20 protein-coding genes are annotated in these 21,257 nt (G+C 65.2%); 12 read left to right on the top strand and 8 right to left on the bottom strand.

The window, feature by feature from the left end:
• Window positions 1-12 precede the first annotated feature (12 nt).
• The 3 genes from AB4Z44_RS00325 to AB4Z44_RS00315 all read left to right on the top strand — a co-directional run bounded on the left by AB4Z44_RS00325 (window position 13) and on the right by AB4Z44_RS00315 (window position 4,519).
• Window positions 13-3,366, top strand: a complete 3,354-nt coding sequence (locus AB4Z44_RS00325) for a glycosyltransferase (RefSeq protein ID WP_404712103.1) — start codon at window positions 13-15, stop codon at window positions 3,364-3,366.
• A 158-nt stretch (window positions 3,367-3,524) separates the two neighbouring features.
• Window positions 3,525-3,686, top strand: coding sequence for a flagellar biosynthesis anti-sigma factor FlgM (locus AB4Z44_RS00320; RefSeq protein ID WP_404712102.1), 162 nt, complete (start codon window positions 3,525-3,527; stop codon window positions 3,684-3,686).
• A 185-nt stretch (window positions 3,687-3,871) separates the two neighbouring features.
• Window positions 3,872-4,519, top strand: coding sequence for a FliA/WhiG family RNA polymerase sigma factor (locus tag AB4Z44_RS00315; RefSeq protein WP_404714317.1), 648 nt, complete (start codon window positions 3,872-3,874; stop codon window positions 4,517-4,519).
• A gap of 35 nt (window positions 4,520-4,554) precedes the next feature.
• Here the strand turns inward: AB4Z44_RS00315 and AB4Z44_RS00310 are convergent, their stop codons facing one another.
• Window positions 4,555-5,520, bottom strand: coding sequence for a cation diffusion facilitator family transporter (locus tag AB4Z44_RS00310; protein ID WP_404712101.1), 966 nt, complete (start codon window positions 5,518-5,520; stop codon window positions 4,555-4,557).
• Window positions 5,521-5,688: 168 nt separating this feature from the next.
• Here AB4Z44_RS00310 and AB4Z44_RS00305 point away from each other — a divergent pair, with 168 nt between their 5' ends.
• Both AB4Z44_RS00305 and AB4Z44_RS00300 read left to right on the top strand, forming a co-directional pair.
• Complete coding sequence (locus AB4Z44_RS00305) at window positions 5,689-6,654, top strand: SPFH domain-containing protein (protein WP_404712100.1); 966 nt, start codon at window positions 5,689-5,691, stop codon at window positions 6,652-6,654.
• A gap of 7 nt (window positions 6,655-6,661) precedes the next feature.
• A complete protein-coding gene (locus AB4Z44_RS00300; protein WP_404712099.1) occupies window positions 6,662-7,096 on the top strand; it encodes an NfeD family protein in 435 nt (144 codons plus the stop codon).
• Between the two features lie 10 nt (window positions 7,097-7,106).
• On the opposite strand, the gene AB4Z44_RS00295 is transcribed toward AB4Z44_RS00300, so the two are convergent.
• The gene (locus tag AB4Z44_RS00295; protein ID WP_404712098.1) at window positions 7,107-7,508 is read right to left on the bottom strand and encodes a YybH family protein; all 402 of its coding nucleotides are present in this window, start codon (window positions 7,506-7,508) and stop codon (window positions 7,107-7,109) included.
• Between the two features lie 27 nt (window positions 7,509-7,535).
• Complete coding sequence (locus tag AB4Z44_RS00290; protein ID WP_404712097.1) at window positions 7,536-9,137, bottom strand: phosphoenolpyruvate carboxykinase; 1,602 nt, start codon at window positions 9,135-9,137, stop codon at window positions 7,536-7,538.
• 168 nt (window positions 9,138-9,305) lie between these two features.
• Here AB4Z44_RS00290 and AB4Z44_RS00285 point away from each other — a divergent pair, with 168 nt between their 5' ends.
• Genes AB4Z44_RS00285 through AB4Z44_RS00260 form a run of 6 tightly spaced genes read left to right on the top strand, consistent with a single transcriptional unit; the run spans window position 9,306 to window position 13,630 of the window.
• Window positions 9,306-10,016 (top strand): response regulator, encoded by a 711-nt coding sequence (locus AB4Z44_RS00285; protein ID WP_404712096.1) that lies wholly within the window; start codon window positions 9,306-9,308, stop codon window positions 10,014-10,016.
• Complete coding sequence (locus AB4Z44_RS00280) at window positions 9,985-11,553, top strand: ATP-binding protein (protein WP_404712095.1); 1,569 nt, start codon at window positions 9,985-9,987, stop codon at window positions 11,551-11,553. The genes AB4Z44_RS00285 and AB4Z44_RS00280 overlap by 32 nt, the downstream gene beginning before the upstream one ends.
• 46 nt (window positions 11,554-11,599) lie before the next feature.
• Window positions 11,600-12,022 carry an HPr kinase/phosphorylase gene (locus AB4Z44_RS00275; protein ID WP_404712094.1) on the top strand — a complete coding sequence of 141 codons (423 nt, stop codon included), beginning with the start codon at window positions 11,600-11,602 and terminating at the stop codon, window positions 12,020-12,022.
• On the top strand, window positions 12,019-12,960 hold the full coding sequence (gene rapZ, locus AB4Z44_RS00270; protein WP_404712093.1) for an RNase adapter RapZ: 942 nt from the start codon (window positions 12,019-12,021) through the stop codon (window positions 12,958-12,960). The genes AB4Z44_RS00275 and rapZ overlap by 4 nt, the downstream gene beginning before the upstream one ends.
• Window positions 12,957-13,364, top strand: a complete 408-nt coding sequence (locus tag AB4Z44_RS00265; RefSeq protein ID WP_404712092.1) for a PTS sugar transporter subunit IIA — start codon at window positions 12,957-12,959, stop codon at window positions 13,362-13,364. Before rapZ ends, AB4Z44_RS00265 begins: the two co-directional genes overlap by 4 nt.
• Window positions 13,361-13,630 (top strand): HPr family phosphocarrier protein, encoded by a 270-nt coding sequence (locus AB4Z44_RS00260; protein ID WP_404712091.1) that lies wholly within the window; start codon window positions 13,361-13,363, stop codon window positions 13,628-13,630. The genes AB4Z44_RS00265 and AB4Z44_RS00260 overlap by 4 nt, the downstream gene beginning before the upstream one ends.
• A 2-nt stretch (window positions 13,631-13,632) precedes the next feature.
• Here the strand turns inward: AB4Z44_RS00260 and AB4Z44_RS00255 are convergent, their stop codons facing one another.
• Entirely contained in the window at window positions 13,633-14,268 is a 636-nt protein-coding gene (locus AB4Z44_RS00255; protein ID WP_404712090.1) for a Crp/Fnr family transcriptional regulator, read from the bottom strand.
• 168 nt (window positions 14,269-14,436) lie between these two features.
• Between AB4Z44_RS00255 and AB4Z44_RS00250 the strand changes: the two genes are divergently transcribed.
• Entirely contained in the window at window positions 14,437-14,850 is a 414-nt protein-coding gene (locus tag AB4Z44_RS00250) for a hypothetical protein (protein WP_404712089.1), read from the top strand.
• A 150-nt stretch (window positions 14,851-15,000) separates the two neighbouring features.
• Here AB4Z44_RS00250 and AB4Z44_RS00245 read toward each other — a convergent pair whose 3' ends face one another.
• The 4 genes from AB4Z44_RS00245 to AB4Z44_RS00230 are packed head-to-tail and all read right to left on the bottom strand — an operon-like array spanning window position 15,001 to window position 21,159.
• Window positions 15,001-15,993 (bottom strand): DUF2891 domain-containing protein, encoded by a 993-nt coding sequence (locus tag AB4Z44_RS00245; protein ID WP_404712088.1) that lies wholly within the window; start codon window positions 15,991-15,993, stop codon window positions 15,001-15,003.
• Window positions 15,990-16,928, bottom strand: coding sequence for a DUF979 domain-containing protein (locus AB4Z44_RS00240; RefSeq protein WP_404712087.1), 939 nt, complete (start codon window positions 16,926-16,928; stop codon window positions 15,990-15,992). The genes AB4Z44_RS00245 and AB4Z44_RS00240 overlap by 4 nt, the downstream gene beginning before the upstream one ends.
• Window positions 16,925-17,590, bottom strand: coding sequence for a 5-oxoproline transporter, DUF969 family subunit (locus tag AB4Z44_RS00235; protein WP_404712086.1), 666 nt, complete (start codon window positions 17,588-17,590; stop codon window positions 16,925-16,927). The genes AB4Z44_RS00240 and AB4Z44_RS00235 overlap by 4 nt, the downstream gene beginning before the upstream one ends.
• Window positions 17,587-21,159 (bottom strand): hydantoinase B/oxoprolinase family protein, encoded by a 3,573-nt coding sequence (locus AB4Z44_RS00230; protein WP_404712085.1) that lies wholly within the window; start codon window positions 21,157-21,159, stop codon window positions 17,587-17,589. Before AB4Z44_RS00230 ends, AB4Z44_RS00235 begins: the two co-directional genes overlap by 4 nt.
• Window positions 21,160-21,257: the final 98 nt, after the last annotated feature.

The following is a 21,257-nucleotide window of genomic DNA, read 5'->3' as shown; positions in this document are numbered from 1 at the left end:
TGAGATGAGAGCGTGAACGAAGCGCCTGTTTTCTATGATGCGAGCGGACGGCGCGGGCGCTGGTCGAAGCGGATATTGCTTGGCCTGATCGTTCTGATCGTGCTCGCGGCGATCGGATTCGGGGCGACCATCCTCAACGTCCCCGCGCCCGATCCGCTCAAACTCGGCATCGAACGCCAGCAGCCGCGCTCGCTGAATGCCCAGGTTGCGCATATCCGCCGTGTCGTCGACCGGCGCGTCACCAAGGTCGCCGCCTGGCTGCCCGGCCCGAAGAAGGGCGCAGCCCCGGTCGCGGGGCGCCAGGTCACAGTCGGCTTCTACGTGCCCTGGACCGAGAGCAGCCGCGCCAGCCTGTCGCGCCACATCGATCAGCTCGATTGGGTCGCGCCGGTGATTTCGACCGTGGTCGGCCCCCAGAACATATTCACCTACAAGCCCGACAAGGGGCTGCGCGCGGTATTGGCGACCAGCCAGCATCACCCCCTGATCCTGCCGGTCGTCCAGAACATCGCCGACGGGAATTGGGACGGCCCCAATACGGCCAAGCTGCTTCACGATCCCAAGGCGCGCTCGCATCTGCTCGATCAGGTCGCCAGCATGATGGCAAACGAGCGCGCGGCCGGCGTGGTGTTCGATTTCGAGGAACTGCCGCCCTCCGCACAGGCCGACTATCGCAGCTTCATCGCCCAGGCGAACAAGCGCTTCACCGATCAGCTGGTCACCCTGGCGGTGCCTGTCGAGGACGATTCGTGGAACCTCAAGGCCTATGCCAAGGTCGCCGACAAATTGTTCCTGATGACCTATGACGAGCATTCGATCGGCGGAGACGCCGGCCCGATCGCGTCGCAGCCCTGGTTCGTCCAGCGCGTCAAGCAGAGCATCGCCGCAGTCGGCCGCGACAAGGCGATCGTCGCGATCGGCAATTATGCCTACGATTGGCCCGATGGCAGCGGCGATGCCGACGAACTCAGCAACGAAGACGCCTGGCTGATCGCGCACGACAACAATTCGGTCACCACATTCGATCCGGCCAGCGGCAACGCCCATTTCGATTATCACGACGATGACGGTACGCTGCGCCATGTCTGGATGCTCGATGCGGCGAGCGCGTGGAACCAGCTGCGCGTGATCAAGGCGTCGGGCGCGTTCGGCGTCGCCTTGTGGCGGCTCGGCGGCGAGGATCCGGGCACGTGGCAGGATTTCGCCGCCATCCGTACCGGCAACCGCCCACCAGCCTTCGGGCCGCTCCGCTCGATCGGCAATGTGGACGTGCAGGGCAATGGTGAGATCGTGCGGATCGAAAGCGTGCCGACCGACGGCAATCGCACCGTCACGATCGACGCGCCCGGGCTGATCCGCGACGAGCATTACAACCAATATCCGACGCCCTATCTGGTCCGTCGGACCGGGTACAAACCGCATATGGTCGCGCTGACCTTCGACGATGGCCCCGATCCCAAATGGACCCCGCGCATTCTCGACATCCTTCGCCAGAAGAATGCGCCCGCGACCTTCTTCGTGATCGGCGAGAATGCGCTCGCCCACCCGATGATCCTCAACGACATCCTGAAGCAGGGGTCGGAGATCGGAAATCACAGTTACACCCACCCGAACATGGCGCTGGTATCGCCGCGCGGTGCGCAGATCGAACTCAACACCACCCAGCGGCTGATCGAGGCCTATACCGGCCGGGCGATGCGGATGGCGCGCATCCCCTATTTCGGCGACGCCGAGCCGACCACCGACGACGAACTCCGTCCGGTGCTCGAGGCGCAGAAGGCCGGCTATCTCAACATCGGCCTTCACGTCGATTCGGAAGATTGGCAGCGCCCCGGCGTGCAGGCGATCATCGATAACACGATCACCGCGGTCGAGGATGGCGACGACGTCAAATCGGGCAACATCATCCTGCTCCACGATTCGGGTGGCGATCGCGAGGAGACGATCCAGGCACTGCCGATCATCATCGATCGCCTGCGCGCGCTCGGCTACACGTTCGTGCCGGTATCGACGCTGGCGAACCTGACCCCGCAAACCGTCAATCCGACGATCAGCGGATCAGATCTGGTTGCGGTGCGCTTCGACGTGGCGGTCTTCCTGATCCTGGCGGGGCTCAACCAGACGCTCAAATTCCTGTTCTTCACCGCGATCTTCGTCGGCACCGCACGCGCGGTGCTGCTCGCCATCCTGGCACTGCGATCGAACATGAAGCGCAACCTGCCGGTGCCGCCACCGGTCGATCCGACGCGCTTCGTCTCGGTCCTGATCCCGGCCTACAACGAGGGGCGCGTGATCGAGCAGTCGGTGCGCCGCGTGCTCGAAAGCACCGATGTCCAGATCGAGGTCATTGTTATCGACGATGGATCGAAGGACGATACCAGCGCCATCGTGACGGCGGCTTATGCCGATGATCCGCGCGTGCGGCTGCTGACGCTGGAGAACGGCGGCAAGGCCCGTGCGCTCAATCGGGGACTGGAACTCGCCTCGGGCGCCGTGATCGTCGCGCTCGATGCCGACACCCAGTTCGAGCCGACCACGATCGCCCGCCTGTCGCGCTGGTTCGCCGATCCGGCGATCGGCGCGGTCGCGGGCAACGCCAAGGTCGGCAATCGCATCAACATCGTCACCCGCTGGCAGGCGGTGGAATATGTGACCGCGCAGAATCTGGAGCGGCGCGCATTGAGCGGGTTCGACGCGATTACGGTTGTGCCGGGCGCGGTCGGCGCGTGGCGGCGCGAGGCGCTGGACAGCGTCGGCGGCTATCCGCACGACACGCTCGCCGAGGATCAGGATCTCACGATCGCGATCCAGCGCAAAGGCTGGCTGGTCGAATATGATATCGATGCGGTCGCCTGGACCGAGGCGCCGGAAAGTTTTGGATCGCTTGCCAAGCAGCGCTATCGCTGGGCGTTCGGCACGCTCCAGTGCCTGTGGAAGCATCGTCGTATCCTGCGCGAACGCCGCCCGGCGGGGCTTGCCCTCGTCGGCATTCCGCAGGCTTGGCTGTTCCAGATCGGCTTTGCCCTGATCTCGCCGCTGATCGATCTGGCGCTGGCGGTCAGCATCGTCGCGACCGGGCTGCGCATCCAGCAGCATGGTTGGGCGCAGACGCAGAGCGATGTGCTGCGCATGGGAGTTTATTGGGTCGCCTTCACCGCGATCGACGCGCTGTGCGGCTGGATCGCCTATCGGCTGGAACCGCGCGAAAAGCGCTTCCCGTTGTTCCTGCTGCTGGCGCAACGCTTCGTCTACCGCCAGATCATGTATTCGGTGGTGGTCCGCGCGGTTTCCGCCGCAATCCGGGGACCATGGGTCGGCTGGGGAAAATTGGAGCGATCGGGGCGGGTGGCGACGCCGTCCGCGTGAGCCGAACCGGCCGATTTTCGTTCCGGCCTCGCGGCAGCGGACGAAGGTTTCTTTCTATTCCAATATCTTAACTGCCCATAAAGATCTCGTTATTAAAAATTTAATAGTCTCGCCTGCGTGCCGTTACCGACAAAGTGGCAACATCGCAGGCAGACGGAATGCAGGATATTCGTAGTGTCGACAGCGTCCAGCGCGGTCCGGTCGATCGGGATAAGGTGGCTGCTTTTCGCACCCGGATCGCGACCGGCGCTTACCGGATCGATCCGCGCGCGATCGCCCGCGCCATGATCGCGTTCGATCTCCAGACCGCGTCTGGTTAAACCACTCTTTTACAAAGGTCTGACATTCCCATGCGCTGACCCCGTCGATCGGCGGGTGCCCAGCGTAGCCGGGAGATCGTGCTGTGACATTCGAGGCCCCGTATTCGGCCATCGACCCGAACGACGAGGATGTTTGCCGCAAGGCAGAGCATCGTACCGCTGCCGAGACGCTTGTCCGCACGCATATGGGGCTGGTCCGCAGGATCGCCTGGCATGTCCATGGCCATGTCGCGTCGGCGATCGAGGTTGAGGATCTGACCCAGATCGGCATGATCGCCCTGATCGAAGCAGCCAATGGCTATGAAGATCGCGGCCACGCTTTCGCGACTTATGCATCGATGCGCATCCGCGGCCATATGATCGATCATCTCCGGCGCCACGCCACGCTCCACCGATCGGCGATGGCGCGGCGCCGCGCGCTTAACGAAGCGGCTGTGAAGTTCGAACGCACGCATGGCCGCTCGCCCGGCGAGAGCGAACTGGCCGCCGCCATCGGAATGGACCCTGCCGAGTTTCGCGCGATGGTCGATTCGTCGACGCCGGCGCGGGAGGAATTGCTCGACGAGGCCTATTCGGATCAGTCGATGTGGTTTGCCGATATCGCGGATCGGGTGGACGTCTCGATCGAGCGCGAGCAACTGGCCGAGACGCTGGCATCCCACATCGCCGCTTTGCCCGAGCGTGAGGCGATGGTGCTCCAGCTCTACTTCGTCGACGAATTGAACCTCGAGGAGATTGGCGAGGTGCTGGGCGTCGGCGGCGCGCGGGTTTGCCAGATCAAGAAAGCGGGGCTGGATCGATTGAGGACGGCCCTCAAGGACTGGGCAAATTGACCGTAATCCCGCGAAGGCGGGGATGACGGCAAAAACTAGGCGTGTACCCCTGCCCCCGCGACGCAAGCCTCGCGCTCCACCTGAATCGTGGCATGCCCGATCCCGAAGCGCTCCTCCAGCAGCTGCGCCACCGCGATCCGGACCTGCTCGCCATCGGTCTCTTCGAGAATGGCGATATGGACCGATCCATTGATGTCCTTGGTCGACATCGACCAGACATGGAGATCGTGCACGTCGCACACCCCCTCGGCCGCGCCGATCGCGCGACGTATTTCAGCGAGATCGAGGCCTTTGGGAACGCCCTCGAGCAGCACGTTGACGGTATCGCTGAGCAAAGACCAGGTGCGCGGCACGATCCATAGCGAGATCGCGACCGCCACCAGCGGATCGATCCACAGCTGGCCGGTCACGCGGATGAGGATCGCGGCGATGATGACGCCGACCGATCCGATCGCATCGGCCCAGACTTCGAGGTAGGCACCCTTGACCGCCATGCTCTCGCCGCGCCCGCCCATCAGCACGCGCATGGCGACCAGATTCACGACCAGCCCGATCGCGGCGACGCCGAGCATGCCGAACGCCGCGACGGGCTCGGGATGGCGCAGCCGCCCGACCGCCTCGACCGTGACGTAGATGGCGGCGGCGAAGAGTAGCAGCGCATTGAACGCCGCGGCCAATATCTCGAGCCGCTTGTAACCGAACGTCCGCCGGTCGTCGGCCGCCTTGGTGCCGATCCGCACTGCCATCAGCGCGATCGCCAGCGCAGCGACATCGGTCATCATGTGCGCCGCATCGGACAGCAGCGCCAGACTGTTGAAGGTGAAGGCGCCGATCAGCTCGACCACGAGCACAAGCCCGCTCAGGCACAAAGCGATCTTCAGCGCGCGTTCGCTGGCACCCGCGGTGTGATCGTGATGGCCGTGTCCATGATCGTGACCATGGTGATGACCGTGATCATGATCGTGGCCGTGATGAGCATGGTGATGGGCGGCGTCGGTCATATCGGCATTGTCCTGGCGGCGCCGGCCGCTGCGCGCCTCTTAGCGCCGCTTGGCGCCCGGGGGAAAGCGCCTGTCGCTCAACTCGGCGCAGGATTCGATCACCGATTCCGGTTGGAAGTCCCGGGGGGCGCGCGCATTATCGCCATGAAGATCCGGGAGAGACGTTCGATGATATTATATTTCTTCGCAGCGCTCGTGCTGCTGGCGATCTTCGTTGTCGTTTCGGGCGTGACCGTAGTCCGTCAGGGCTACCAATATACGATCGAGCGCTTCGGCCGCTTCACCATCGTTGCGCGCCCCGGTTTCACCTTCATCCTCCCCTTCATCGATCGCGTCGGCCGCAAGATCAACATGATGGAGCAGGTGCTCGACATACCCGGACAGGAGATCATCACCCGCGACAATGCGATGGTATCGGTCGATGGCGTGGTGTTCTTCCAGGTGCTCGACGCGGCCAAGGCCGCCTATGAAGTCTCCGAAATCTACGTCGCGATCATGCAGCTGACGACCACCAATCTGCGCACCGTGATGGGGTCGATGGATCTCGACGAAACATTGTCGAAGCGCGACGAGATCAATGCCCGGCTGCTGGTGGTGGTCGACCAGGCGACCGAAGCGTGGGGCGTGAAAATCACCCGCGTCGAGGTCAAGGACATCCGGCCGCCGGCCGATATCGTCAACGCGATGGGCCGCCAGATGAAGGCAGAACGCGAGAAACGCGCAGTCATCCTCGAGGCCGAGGGTGCGCGCGCATCCGAAATCCTGCGCGCCGAGGGCCAGAAGCAGAGCCAGATCCTCGAAGCGGAGGGTCGTCGCGAAGCCGCGTTCCGCGATGCCGAGGCACGTGAACGCTCGGCCGAGGCGGAAGCCAAGGCGACGCTGGTGGTGAGCGACGCGATTGCCAATGGCGGATCGCAGGCGATCAACTATTTCGTCGCGCAGAAATATGTCGAGGCGGTCAGCCAGTTCGCGACCTCGCCGAACGCCAAGACGATCCTGTTCCCGGTCGAGGCGACCCAGCTGATCGGCACGCTCGGCGGCATCGGTACACTGGTCAAGGACGCGCTCGGCGACGGCGCCAACCCGCCGAGCGCACCGCGATCGGGTTCGGCGCTGGACCCACGCGCGCGGTGATCGCTCCATGACCACCAACTGGGCCTGGCTGATCGCGGGAATGGTGCTGATCATCGCCGAATTCGTCGTGCCCGGCGTCTATCTGATCTGGTTCGGGATTGCGGCCCTCATCACTGCCGTCGTCGCATTGACCGTCGATCCTGGCCTTCCGGTCGAGCTCGGCCTGTTCGCTTTCTCCTCGGTCGCGTCGGTCCTCGTCGGTCGCTATTTCATCGCGAGGACGCTGATGATCTCGGACGACCCTTTGCTCAACGAGCGCACCGCGCGCCTGATCGGGCGCAAGGTGATCGTCACCGCGCCGATCGTGCATGGCGAGGGCCGGGTGCGGGTCGGCGACAGCGAATGGATCGCAACCGGGCCGGACGCCGATGTCGGCGATCGGGTCCAGATCGTAGGGGCCAGTGGCGGACGCCTGATGGTCGAGGCCGACGAGCCCGAATGACCCTTTGCGGCTAGGAACCGCCCAGCGTCACATAGACATCCGCAATGGTGCGCCATCCTTTCGGCGTCTTGATCCAATGGACCAGATACCGGCCGAACAGCCTGGCATCGCCGCCAATGCCGCGGACCAATCCTTCCCAATGCCCGGTTTCCGCAGCGCGGCCCTCATCGGGCAGCGCACCGATTTCGATTGTCTCGGGTGTGCGGACGTAGCGGACATAGTCCGATCGGGCGAATTCGCTGCGCCAGGCTTTGCGGATCTCGGCCTTGCTGCGGAGAATGCCGCCATTCCCGGCGACGAGCACGGCATCCGCAGCGACGATCGCCATCGCGCCGTCCAGATCGCGCATTGCGAGGGCGAGGTTGTGCCGGCCTCGCAATGCCCGAATCTGCGCCTCGTCCGATTCCGTCACGACAGAAAGCAGGACGAGGCGATCAAATCAGGCCGCCTTGGGCGCCGCCTCGAGCACGCCCTCATCGACCGCATCTTCGTATTGCGCGAAATTGTCGATGAACTGGCCGACCAGTTTCTTGGCGGTGGCGTCATAGGCGTCCTTGTCCGCCCAGGTCTCGCGCGGGTTGAGGATCTGCGCATCGACCCCCGGCACCGCGACCGGAACCTCGAAGCCGAAATTCTCGTCGATGCGGAATTCGGCGGTCTTGAGGCTGCCGTCGAGCGCGGCGTTGAGCAGCGCGCGCGTGATCTTGATCGGCATGCGGCGGCCGGTGCCATAGGCGCCGCCGGTCCAGCCGGTGTTGACCAGCCAGCAATCGACACCGCCGGCGGCAATGCGCTTCTTGAGCAGATTGCCGTAGACGGTGGGGTGGCGCGACATGAACGGCGCACCGAAGCAGGTCGAGAAGGTCGCCGACGGCTCGACCACGCCGATCTCGGTGCCGGCGACGCGCGCCGTGTAACCCGAGAGGAAGTGGTACATAGCCTGATCGGGGGTGAGCTTCGCGACCGGAGGCAGCACGCCGTAAGCGTCCGCGGTCAGAAAGATCATGTTCTTGGGCACCGGCCCAAGATTGTCCTTGCTGGCGTTGGGGATGAAATCGATCGGATAGGAAGCCCGGCTATTCTCGGCGAGCGAATTGTCGTCGAGATCGATTTCGCGCGTCTCCTCATCCATCACGACGTTCTCGAGCACCGTGCCGAAGCGCTTGGTGGTCGCGAAGATCTCCGGCTCGGCCTCGGCCGAGAGATTGATCATCTTGGCGTAGCAGCCACCCTCGAAATTGAAGACCGCCTCGTCCGACCAGCCATGCTCGTCATCGCCGATGAGCGTGCGGCTGGCATCGGCCGACAGCGTCGTCTTGCCGGTGCCCGACAGGCCGAAGAAGATCGCGGTATCGCCGTTGGGGCCGATATTGGCCGAGCAGTGCATCGGCATCACGCCGACCGGCGGCAGCACATAGTTGAGGATCGAGAAGACCGACTTCTTCATCTCGCCGGCATATTTGGTGCCGCCGATCAGGATCAGTTTCTCGGTGAAGTTGACGCCGATCACGGTTTCCGAACGCACGCCATATTTGGCGGGATCGGCGGCATGGAAGCTGGGCAGATCGATGATCGTATATTCGGGCAGGAAGTCCGCCAGTTCGGCGATCTCGGGGCGCACCAGCAGGGTGCGGATGAACAGGCTGTGCCAGGCGAGCTCGGTGATGACCCGCACGTTGACGCGGTGCGACGGCTGCGAGCCGCCGAACAGATCCTGCACGAAGAGATCCTGTTTCGTCGCCATATGGGCGAGGAAATCGGCCTTGAGCGCGGTGAACGCCTCTTCGGTCATCGGCCGGTTAACGTCGCCCCAATGGACCGTATTCTCGGTTTCGGCATCGCGGACGATGAACTTGTCCTTGGCCGAACGGCCGGTGTGCTTGCCGGTCTTGACCACCAGCGGACCATCCTTGGCGAGGTGCCCCTCGCCGCGACGGATCGCTGCCTCGACCAGCGGCCCCGTGCCCAGGTTCCAGTGCAGGGTGGACGGCGTCTCGAAGCCCTGAGCATCCAGACCATGACTAGGAACACGATTCGACATCAAACAGCCTCCGTTGAGGTTAGGGACCGGGCCTCCCCCCGATAAGCTGGAGCCCCTCTGTAGGCTGGCGAATAGGGGCGATGATGAAATTCGTCAAACTGATGTGCCGCGTAACATCCGTTCTGCCACGCAGTTGAGCGCAAAGCGCTAAGCGGCTATCCGAGTGGGATGGCCGCTTCGATCGCGCTCGTCGACGACGATCGCAACATTCTGACCTCGGTGTCGATCGCGCTTCAAGCCGAGGGCTTCGTCGTCCGAATTTACACCGATGGCGAACTCGCACTCAAAGCCTTGATCGATAATCCGCCCGATCTCGCCGTGCTCGACATCAAGATGCCGCGCATGGACGGAATGGAACTCCTCCGCCGGCTGCGCGAGAAGATTCCGATGATGCCCGCGATCTTCCTGACATCGAAAGACGACGAGCTGGACGAGGCGCTCGGCCTCGCGCTCGGGGCCGACGACTATATCACCAAGCCATTCAGCCAGCGTCTGCTCATCGCGCGCATTCGCGCGATCCTGCGCAGGCTCGACATGTCGGGCCGCACCGATGGCGAAGAGGGGGCGACACCCGCCGAGAAGATCGTGCGCGGCCGGCTGGAGATGGACCCGGCGCGCCATCGCGTCACATGGGGCGGCCGCGAGGTTACGCTTACCGTCACCGAATTCCTCATCCTGGAAGCGCTGGCGCAACGGCCCGGCTTCGTGAAGTCGCGCGACCAGCTGATGGACACCGCCTATCAGGACGACGTCTATGTCGACGACCGGACCATCGACAGCCATATCAAGCGACTCCGACGTAAATTCCGTGCGGTCGACTCCGATTTCAAGGCTATCGAAACTCTTTATGGTGTTGGCTACCGCTTTTCGGAGGAATGACGAGGCCCCTCCGGGTTGGACCGCGCGGCTGTCGCTCACCGCGCGGATCATGGCGGTCAACATCTTCGCGCTGGTCGTGCTCGCCGGTGGCTTCTTCTACCTCGATTCCTATCGCAGCCAGTTGATCGAGGAACGCAGCGACCAGACTGCGACCGAGGTGCAGATCGCCGCGGATGCGATCACGTCGGCGCCGCCCGCAAAATGGCCTGCTCTGCTCGAGTCGATGGGGGTCGCGTCGGAAGCGCGTTTCCGGCTCTATCGCGGCGCCGAACCACCGGTCGACGGCTGGCAGCTCGGCAATCACACGTATGAACTGCGCGATCCGGCCAACGAATCCTGGCAGCGTCATGCCGCGCGCTTCATGGATCGGGTGATCGATCAGATCGTCGGCGCCCCGAAGCCCGATCTCTTCGTCGAGCCCGCGATCGACCGCATCGACGCGTGGCCGGAAGCTTTGCTCGCGCGGAGCACCGGCAAGGTGCAGACTGCACTGCGCCGCGCGCCCGAGCGCACCCCGGTCATCTCCGCTGCAGCGCCGGTGAAGGGCATGCCCGGCGCGGTGCTGTTGATGACGACCAACCAGCGCGATGTCGTCCGCACCGTCCGCGCCGAGCGTTTCTGGCTCGGCGTCGTGCTGCTCGGAACGGTCCTGCTTTCGGTCATGCTCTCGATATTTCTCGCGCGCACGATCGCGCGGCCGCTGCGCCGGCTCGCACTGGCCGCGCACCGGGTGCGGCTCGGTCGCTCGCGCGAGGTGCAGGTGCCGCGCCTCCCGCAGCGGCGCGACGAGATCGGCACGCTTGCCCGTGCGCTGTCGGACATGAGTCAGGCGCTGCGTCAGCGGATCGATTCGACCGAGGCGTTCGCCGCCGACGTCTCGCACGAGCTCAAGAATCCGCTCGCCTCGCTGCGCTCGGCGGTCGACAGCCTCGATCTGGTAAAGGATCCCGATCTGCGCGAGCAACTGATCCATGTGATCCGCGACGACGTCGCGCGGATGGACCGGCTCATCACCGACATTTCGGAAGCGTCCCGGCTCGACGCTGAATTGTCGCGCGCACGATTCGAGACGGTCGATCTGGGGCAGATGATCGAGCAGCTCACCGGTGCGCGCGAGGCACGTGGCCTGCCCAATCATATCCGCCTCGCCTTCGGCCGTCCCAATCGCGGTACCGCGACCGTTTTCGGCGACGGATCGCGCCTCGCCCGCGTGTTCGAGAATCTGATCGACAACGCTTTGTCCTTCTCGCCCCCGGGCGGGCTGGTCGAGATCACTGCGACGCGCGATGAGGACATGATCGTGGTGCGGGTCGAGGACGAAGGACCGGGCGTGCCGCCGGGCGAGCGCGAGGCGATCTTCAACCGTTTCCATTCGATCCGGCCGGAGGGCGAGGCGTTCGGGCGCCACTCAGGGCTGGGCCTCGCGATCGCCCGCGCCATCGTCGAGGGACATGGCGGCCGCATCACCGTCACCGATCGCGACGATGCGGCGAACGGCGCGCGGTTCGTGGTGCATCTCGCAGCGGCGCAGAAGTGAGGGACGAACCCCAAGACCCTCCCGGTTCCGGGGAGGACTTTTCCGTATGACCACCCTCCACGCCACGTGCATCGCAATCGGCGGAATAGGCATCCTCCTCACCGGCAAGTCCGGCTCGGGCAAATCCGATCTCGCGCTCCGCCTGATCGATCGCGGCGCGCAGCTGGTGAGTGACGACGGCACCATCGTCGAAGCCCAAAACGGCACCGTCTACGCCAGCGCCCCCGCGACGATCGCCGGCAAGATCGAAGTCCGTGGCCTGGGCATCCTCAAGACCCCCGCCGTCCAGCAGGCCCCGATCGCGCTCTGCATCGCCCTCGACGCGCCCGTCCCGCGCATGCCTGACGAAATTCTCCCCACCCGCACGATCGAAGGCGTCGCCCTCCCCCTGCTCGCGCTCGACCCATTCGAAATTTCTGCCGTGGTCAAGGTCGAGAAAGCATTGTTGCTTTATGGATCGAAGCCATGAGTCGGCCCAAACGCATCCTGCTCGTCACCGGCATGTCGGGCGCCGGGCGTTCGACCGCGCTCAAGACGCTCGAGGATATCGGCTGGGAAGCGGTCGACAACCTGCCGCTCGGCCTGCTCGATCGTCTGCTGTCCAACCCGCTGCCCGAAGGCTCCGCAGACGAGCAGCGCCCGCTTGCGATCGGGATCGACAGCCGCACGCGCGGTTTCGACGCCGAGAAGATCCTGCAGCGGGTCGCCTCGCTCAGCGACTCGAAGGGCTATTCGCTCGAAATCGCCTTTTTCGACGCAACCAGTGCGGTGCTTACGCGCCGTTATTCCGAAACCCGCCGCCGCCATCCGCTCGCGCTCGATCGCCCGGCGCAGGATGGAATCGCGCGCGAGCGTGAATTGCTCGAGCCGCTGCGCGATGCCGCCGATCATCTGATCGACACCAGCGACACCAACATCCACGCGCTCCAACAGGAAATCCGCCGCCGTTTCGGGGCAATCGACGGCGAAGCGCCGACGCTCGCCGTTCTTTCCTTCGGCTATTCGCGCGGACTGCCGCGCCAGGCCGATCTCGTGTTCGACATGCGTTTTCTGCGCAATCCGCACTGGATACCGCACTTGCGCCCAGGCACCGGCCTCGATCCCGACGTCGCAGCCTATGTCGCGGGCGACTCGGGCTACGAAGCTGCGCTCGGGCGGATCGAAGAGCTGATCCTGGCGTTGCTTCCCGGATACAGTCGGGAAGGCAAAAGTTATGTTACCGTGGCATTCGGCTGCACTGGTGGGCGACATCGTTCGGTTCACTGTGCCGAGCGCGTTGCCCAAAGGTTGCGCAATGCCGGTTTTTCGCCCACCATCCTGCATCGCGATCTGGGGCAAAGATCCTCCGACGCGGTGGAGGGGGTGCCAGGCGAACGCGTTGGGGCATTCGTGACGGTGGCAAGATGATCGGTTTGGTGCTGGTAACACATGGCCAGCTTGCGGCGGAGTTCGTACGGGCGATGGAGCACGTAGTCGGACCACAGCAGTTCATCGAGCCGATTTGCATCGGCCCCGATGACGATATGGAGGCGCGCCGCGCCGATATCGCCCGCGCGGTAGCTGCGGTCGATCAGGGCCGTGGCGTGATCCTGCTGACCGATCTGTTCGGCGGCACACCATCCAATCTCGCCATCTCGCTGATGGAGCCCGGCCGGGTCGAAGTGATTGCCGGCGTCAACCTCCCCATGCTGATCCGTTTGGAAGGTGCCCGCAAGATGATGAAAGTCCAGGCTGCCGTAGCCGCCGCACGCGAAGCGGGACGAAAATATATTTCGGTCGCCTCCGAGGTATTGGGGGCCGCCGCCGCATGACGGCCGAGCGGACGGTGCTCATCACCAACAAGCGCGGATTGCACGCGCGCGCTTCCGCCAAGTTCGTCACCCTCGCCAGCAGCCAGTCGGCGCTGATCGAGGTCGAGAAGGATGGATCGAGGGTGGCCGGCACATCGATCATGGGGCTGATGATGCTGGGCGCCGCGATGGGCGACAGCGTCACCATCAGCGCGAGCGGCGATGGCGCGAGCCACGCGGTGGATGCATTGTGCGGGCTAGTCGAGAACAAGTTCGGCGAGGAATAGGTTCAGCCCGCTATCTCCCCCACATCCGCCAATCGCAGCGCGTCCAGTATCCTGACCTTCCCACGCGTCCCGGCAATCAACCGCGCCCGCCTCCACTTGCTCATGATCCGGCTCACCGTCGGCAGCGTCGACGACGTGAGATCCGCCAGATCCTGCCGCGACAACGGCAAGTCCTCACCCTCGGTCGATTGATCCGCCTGCCGTAGCAAGGTGCGTGCAAGGCGTTGCTCGATCGGCACCGCCGACAGCTCTTCCAACCGCTCGACCAATTGCTCCGCATATTTGGTGACGGTGCGCAAGATCGCCGCGGCGAGCGCGGGATCGTCGGCCATGATGCGGCGCATGTCGGCAATTCCCCACGCGACCGCCTCCACCGCCGTAACCGCCGTCGCGGTCGCATTGTGCGGATGATTCTGCGTAGCACCCAGCGTGCCGAGCAATGCGCCGGGCCCGATCAGGGTCAGCGTGATCGCCACGCCCTCCTCAGTCGCGCGCCATACTTTTACCCGGCCGCTATCGATCACGAAGATCTCGCGCGGCGCATCCCCTTGCGAAAACAGCGATTCACCGATCGCGAAGCGTCGCAAAACCGCGCAGCGCTCCAACTCGTCGCGCGACGATCCGGAGACATCCCTCAAAAACGCTCTCGCGCGCATTCGCAAAGCCAATCGTTGGCGAAAAAGCGAAAACCGGCCCCTTGGCTACCTCATACACCGAAGTGACGCGGAACATGCACTACTTGTTCTGGCGCAAAGACGGACGGTGCCGAAATGATTAGAGGGCGCCGCCTTGCGTTACCCCCCGCGTTGGTCAGTTTTGTCATCCCCCAGAAGTTGCCACTCGAAACGATTGCGATAGTCGAAGCCACCGCGCCCGATATCCAGGGGCGGCGCGCCGCGATCATCTTCAGTGCGTGGCATCATCTGCAAACCGAGCAGGCGCGGCGGCTGTTGTTCGAGCAATTCACCCTGGGCGGCCACGTCGTCGGCCTGATCGAGGCGATCGTCGCAACCGTCCGGGAAGGACGCTGGTCGGGTATCATTCCTTCGTCGTTCGTACCGCTCCAGCGGGCGGATCGCGATTGGGACGACGCCACGCTCGAAGGCGCCTTGATCCGCGCCATCAAGGAGGTGCTGCAAGCCTCCGCATCGGTGCTCAACGCCTGGCGAGAGGCGTTTCGTTTCTTCATGGGCCAGCTCGCGCGGGCGCCACACACTTAACGCCCTTCGACAAGGCGACAACGAACAGCCCCTCCCCTGCCCGGGAGGCGGTTGGGTGAGGGTCTTCTTCTCCCTGCAGCCCCCCGCATAGGGGAAGGCCCTCATTTTTCTCCTCCTGCCTCTCTTCACCCCCTGAGAGGCAGGAGGGGATCATCCCTCGATCAAGGCGAGGAGCGCGAAGCTCGCGAGCCAATGTTCGCCCATATAATCGTCGCCGAGATGCGGCAGGGCTGCGGCGAGATGGTTTTCGGCCGCCCCCCGCATGATCGAATGCGACGGATGCTGCGGCCCCAGCTTCGCTGCAATCCGCCGCCAGCACCAGCCGCGGCTCAGGTTCAACCCATCGAGATGCGCGATCTTGCCGTCGCTCCGATCGGACACGATCGCGGGGACGAACAGGGTCGCGGGTTCGCCCGAAGCGAGACGCGGCAGAAAGTCATCGAACCAGTGGCGATAGGCGGCGTCATCCAGCAACGACGCCATCAGCCCCGCTTCGCACAAGGCCGAGGACAGGAATTCGTCGCCGCCCGGCTCCCACGCCTGGCAATCGCGATCGCCCCCGAACCAGTCGATCGCACGCGCGGTGATCAGCGTCGCCAGATCGGGATCGTGCACCAGCGCCCACGCATGAGCATGCGTCAGCGCGAAGCTCGTATTGAAGTGGGTGCCGACCCGGATCGGATAGGTCAGCCGGGGCAGATGATCGCGCATCCGATCCACGAACAAGCGCGCGATCGGCGCGAGCGCGTCCGCCCAGCCCGCATCGTGACGCGAGGCTTCGCCATGCAAGGCGAGAAGCCAGCCCCAGCTGTAGGGCCGCCCGAAGCCGGGATAGCCGCGCGAAATGCTGGCAAACTCGCCCGCCGCCTTCTCCGGCACCAGCATGTCATCGGCACGCGCGCGGATCGCGGCAGCCTCGGGCAGATCGGGGAACAGTCGCGCGATCGTGAGCAATTGCCACCAGCCGTGGCAGCAGCTGTGCCAATCGAAGCTGCCGTGGAAGATCGGATGGCGCACCTTGGGCGGGACCACATCGTCCGGACCGGTCAGCATCTGATCCAGCTTGTAGGGATATTCGCGGCCGATATGGCCGAGCGTCAGGTACGCGAAGCCCGCAGCGCGCTCGGGAGTCAGGATGGTCATGGAAACACCAGGAAATACATCAACGCCAGGTTGACCGCGAACATGACGAGCGCGGTCGGCGCCTGCGCGCGGATCACGCCGTAGCGATCGGGCAGTTCGAGCAAGGCGGCGGGCACGATGTTGAAATTGGCGGCCATCGGCGTCAGCAGGGTCCCGCAGAAACCAGTGAGCATGCCCAGCGCCGCAACGCCGGCAGGAATGCCATGATGCTGCTGGATCAGCAACGGCAGCCCGATCGCAGCGGTCATCACCGGGAAAGCGGCAAAGGCATTCCCCATCAGGATCGTCAGCAGCGCCATGCCGAAACCGTAGGCGAACACCGCCGCGATCAGGCTGCCCGACGGCAAGGCATTCCCCATCAGCCGACCGACTTCGTTGCCGACCCCGGCGGCCGCAAAAAGCGCGCCGAGGGCCGCCAGCATCTGCGGCAGCACCGCCGCCCAGCCGACCGCATCCATCAGGCGGCGCCCCTCTTGCAGAGGCGTTGCAGGCTTCGGCTTGAGCCAGGCGAAGCAGGAGGCCAGCGCGATCAGGACGCCGAAGGCAAGCGCGACCAAAGTCGCCTGCTTGGTATCGACCCAGTTCGGCGCCTGCTTGAACAACAGGGTCCCGATCAGGGTGACCGCAGGGACCACCAGCGCTGGCAGGAACAGACGATTGCGGCGCAACGCCGCCTCGGCGAAGCGCTCGCCCGGGCTGGTCGTCGGCGGCTGGCCGCGCCCGAGCCGCACCATCGCCAGGACCACGAGCACCAGTACCAACACGCCGTTGCCGACATCGCCGAGCCGATCCCCGCCAAGGAAGCTCACCGCCAGCACCGCCCAGAAGGCGGAATTCACGAAGCGGCGCGGATTGGTGCGATCGAGCGCGCCGAGGATTGCGAAAGCAGCAAACATGCAGCCCGCAATCACATAGACGAAGGCCAGCCCGATCATGGCTGGTCTCCCCGCTTCAGCCGCCGATCGAGCAGCAGCAGCCGGCCCGAATGGACGAAAAACGCCGCAATGGCGGTCGGGATCGCCCATAAGGAGAGCAGCAATGGCTCGACCACGATCCCATATTGATCGAGGATGCCCTTCATCAGCAGGATCGAACTGATCGCGAGAAACGCATCCTCGCCGAACAGCAGACCGACATTGTCGGTGGCCGCCGCCAGCGCCCTGGCGCGGTGGCGCCCTCCTTCGTCGAGCGCGACCTGCCGCTCGGCCGCCCCTTCCGCCATCGGCGCCACCAGCGGACGAACCGTCTGCGGGTGCCCGGCGATCGACATCAGCCCGACCGCCGCGGTGAGCTGGCGGAACAGGAGATAGACGATCAGCAATCGCCCCATCGTCGCACGCTGCATCGATGCGATCAGCCCGCGCGCGCGTTCCTGCAAACCATGCCGCTCGAGCAGCCCGATCAGCGGGAGGACGATGTAGGACACGGCGACGTAGCGATTCTCGTTATAGGCATGACCAAACGTGGCGAGGATCGCCTTCGGGTCCATCCCCGCCGCCAGCCCGGTCGCCGCCGCGGCAAGCGCGATCACCGGCAGCGGATGGACGCGGAGCGCGAAGCCCGCGACCAGGATCAGCAGACCGACCAGCACGATCATGCGGCGCCATAGCCCCCGCCACCCGGCGTCTCGATCACGAAGATGTCGCCGGACGCCATCTCGGCCGATCCGGTCGATCCCAGCGTCTCGATCGTCCCGTCGCTGCGTTCGACCCAGTTGCGCGCCACCGCCCCATCGTCGCCGCCGGCCAGACCGAACGGCGGCACGCGGCGGCGATTCGCGAGGATGCCGGCGGTCACCGCTTCGCGGAAACGCATCCGCCGTACCGCGCCGTCACCGCCCTTCCATCTGCCGGCACCGCCCGATCCGCGGCGGATCGAGAATTCCTCCAGCACGACCGGCAGCCGCGTTTCCAATATCTCGGGATCGGTCAGCCGGCTGTTGGTCATGTGCGTCTGGACCACATCCGCGCCTGCAAACCCCGGCCCGGCGCCCGATCCGCCTGCGATCGTCTCGTAATATTGATGGCGGGCATTGCCGAAGGTGAAATTGTTCATCGTCCCTTGCGCCCCCGCCATCGCGCCGAGCGCCCCGAACAGCGCATCGGTCACGACCTGGCTGGTCTCGACATTGCCCGCCACCACCGCGGCAGGAAAGCGCGGATTGAGCATCGATCCTGCGGGCACGACGATCCCGATCGGCCGCAGGCAGCCGTCGTTCATCGGAATCGGCTCGTCGACCAAGGTACGGAACACATAGAGCACAGCCGCGCGCGTGATCGATCGCGGCGCGTTGAAATTGCCGGGATGCTGCGCGCTGGTGCCGGTGAAATCGACCTTGGCGGTGCGGGTCTGCCGATCGATCGACACGGCGACGTGGATTTCGGCGCCATCGTCCATGGCATAAGCGAAGCTGCCGTCGTTCAGCCGGTCGAGCAGCCGTTTGACCGCCGCTTCGGCATTGGCCTGCACATGCCCCATATAGGCCGCGACGACATCGCGACCATATTCGCCCGAAACGCGCACGAGCTCGGCCGCGCCACGTGCGCAGGCGGCGATCTGCGCCTGTAGATCGGCGATATTGCGATCGGGATTGCGCGCCGGCCAATCGCCGCTCGCCAGCACCGCGCGGACCTCGACCTCCAGAAAGCGCCCGCCCGCGACGACGGGCACGCAATCGATCAGCACGCCCTCCTCGCGCACATCGCGACTGTCGGGCGGCATCGATCCGGGGCTGATCCCGCCGATATCGGCATGATGCCCGCGCGCAGCGACATAATAAGCCGGGCGCGTATCCTGCAGGAAGACCGGCATCACCACGGTCACGTCGGGCAGATGCGTGCCGCCGTCATAGGGCGCATTGAGCGCAAAGGCGTCGCCCGCCCGCATCGTCCTGCCATGGCGCTCGATCACGGCGCGGATACTGTCGCCCATCGATCCGAGATGGACCGGCATGTGCGGCGCATTCGCCACCAGCGCGCCACCGGCATCGAAGATCGCACAGGAGAAATCGAGCCGCTCGCGGATATTGACCGACGCCGCCGATTGCTGGAGCGCGGCGCCCATCTCCTCGGCGATCGCCATGAACAGCCCGTTGAAGATCTCCAGGCGCACCGGATCGAGCGCGATGCCGATCGACGTCGCCGCCCGCGGGGCCGCACGTTCGAGGATCAGATTGGCCCGCACATCGACCCGCGCGCGCCAACCCGGTTCGACCACGATCGTCGAGACCGGATCGATGATCAGGGCCGGCCCCTCCAGCCGCGCCCCAAGCGTCAAACCGGCGCGATCGTAGACCGGCGTCTCGCGCCATTCCCCCGCCATCCATGTCCGGACGATTTCGAGCGGCGCTTCGGGTTCGCCTGTGCGTGCCGGAAGCTCCTCGGCCGGCGCGCCGGCGACCACGGTTTCGACGCGCAAAGTCTCGACCACCAGCGCGCCCTCGCCGACGAAGCCAAACCGCGCGCGATGCGCTTTCTCGAAGCCGGCGCGCATTGCGGCGGGGGAGCCCAGCGGCACCTCGATCAGCGATTCGGACAGCGCTCGACGCAGCCGCGCGCTGACGCGACGCTCGCCCGGCGCGGTGCCAGCAAGCCGGTCAGCCGCAGCAGCCAGCCTATTTGCCAGCCCTTCGGCATCTATCGCCTCGCCGATCGTCTCCTCGCGCACCTGGCCCTGCTCGGCCAGTCCCATGCCGTAGGCCGACAGCACACCGGCAAGCGGATGGAGCATCACCCGATCCATCGCCAGCGCATCCGCCACCAGACAGGCATGCTGCCCGCCCGCCCCGCCGAAGCAGGCCAGTGTGTAGCGCGTCACGTCATGCCCGCGCTGAACCGAGATCTTCTTGATCGCATTGGCCATGTTGGCGACCGCAATCGCGACGAACCCTTCAGCCGCCGCCTGGGGCGCAAGCGGCGCGGCGCCCTCGGCGCGCATCGCCTCGGCCAGTTCGGCAAAGCGCGCCGCCACGGCTTCACGATCAAGCGGCCGATCGCCGCCCGGACCGAACAGATGCGGGAAGTGCTGCGGCTGGAGCTTCCCGAGCATCACGTTGCAATCGGTCACCGCCAGCGGTCCGCCGCGCCGATAGCAAGCCGGCCCAGGCACCGCCCCGGCCGATTCCGGCCCGACCGTGAACCGACCGCCCTTAAAGGCACAGATCGATCCGCCCCCCGCCGCGACCGTATGGATCCGCATCATCGGCGCGCGGATGCGGGCCCCTGCCACGATGGTCTCGCTCTCGCGCTCGTAAGTGCCGGCAAAATGCGACACGTCGGTCGAGGTGCCGCCCATGTCGAAGCCGATGACATGATCGAAGCCTGCGGCCTCCGCCGTCTTCGCCATCCCGACGATGCCACCGGCCGGGCCCGACAGGATCGCATCCTTGCCCTGAAACGCCGGGCCTTCGGCCAGCGCGCCGCTCGATTGCATGAACAGCAGGCCCGTCGCGCCACCGAGCGCGCGCTCGAGACCCTCGACATAACGCCGCAGCACGGGCGAGAGATAAGCGTCTGCCACACTCGTGTCGCCGCGCCCGATCAAGCGGATCGAGGGCGCAACGCGGTGGCTGACCGAAACCTGCGTGAAGCCGATCGCCCGCGCCATCTCGGCCAGCGCGATTTCATGCGCGGGATAGCGATAGCCGTGCACCAGCACGATCGCGATCGCGCGCAACCCCGCCTCGTAAGCCGCCTGCAATCCCTCCTGTGCAGCCCGGGCATCGAGCGGCCGCAGCAGATCGCCTTCCGCCCCGATCCGCTCGTCGATCGCGACGACGCGCGTATAAAGCGGCGCGGGTTTGACGATCGCGCGCGCGAACAGATCGGGCCTTTCCTGGTAACCGATCGCCAGCGCGTCGCCAAAGCCGCGCGTGATCGCCAGCACGGTCGGCTCGCCCTTGCGTTCGAGCAGCGCATTGGTGGCGATGGTCGTGCCGATACGCAGTTCGAGCGGCGGCAGCGGGCCTTCGCCGATCCCGGTCAGCTGCCGGATTCCGGCCACCGCGGCATCGTCGTATCGCCCCGGATCCTCGGATAGCAATTTGGCGGTCACCCGCGCGCCATCGGGCCGGATCGCAACGATATCGGTGAAGGTCCCGCCGCGATCGATCCAGAAACGCCATTTCGCCACGTCGCGTGGTGTGGCGAGACCGGGGAGCAGACGCAACCCGCGAAGCCCTCTCCGCGAAAGCAAACGAGGGAAATTTGTCCGCAGCGGGATGTATCGCTAGGCGTTCCCCTTACTCAGCCCCGACAGGAATCCAC

Source organism: Sphingomonas sp. MMS24-J13 (assembly GCF_044905095.1).
Classification (GTDB): Bacteria; Pseudomonadota; Alphaproteobacteria; order Sphingomonadales; family Sphingomonadaceae; genus Sphingomonas_I.
This window is presented reverse-complemented; position numbering and strand designations above follow the sequence as displayed.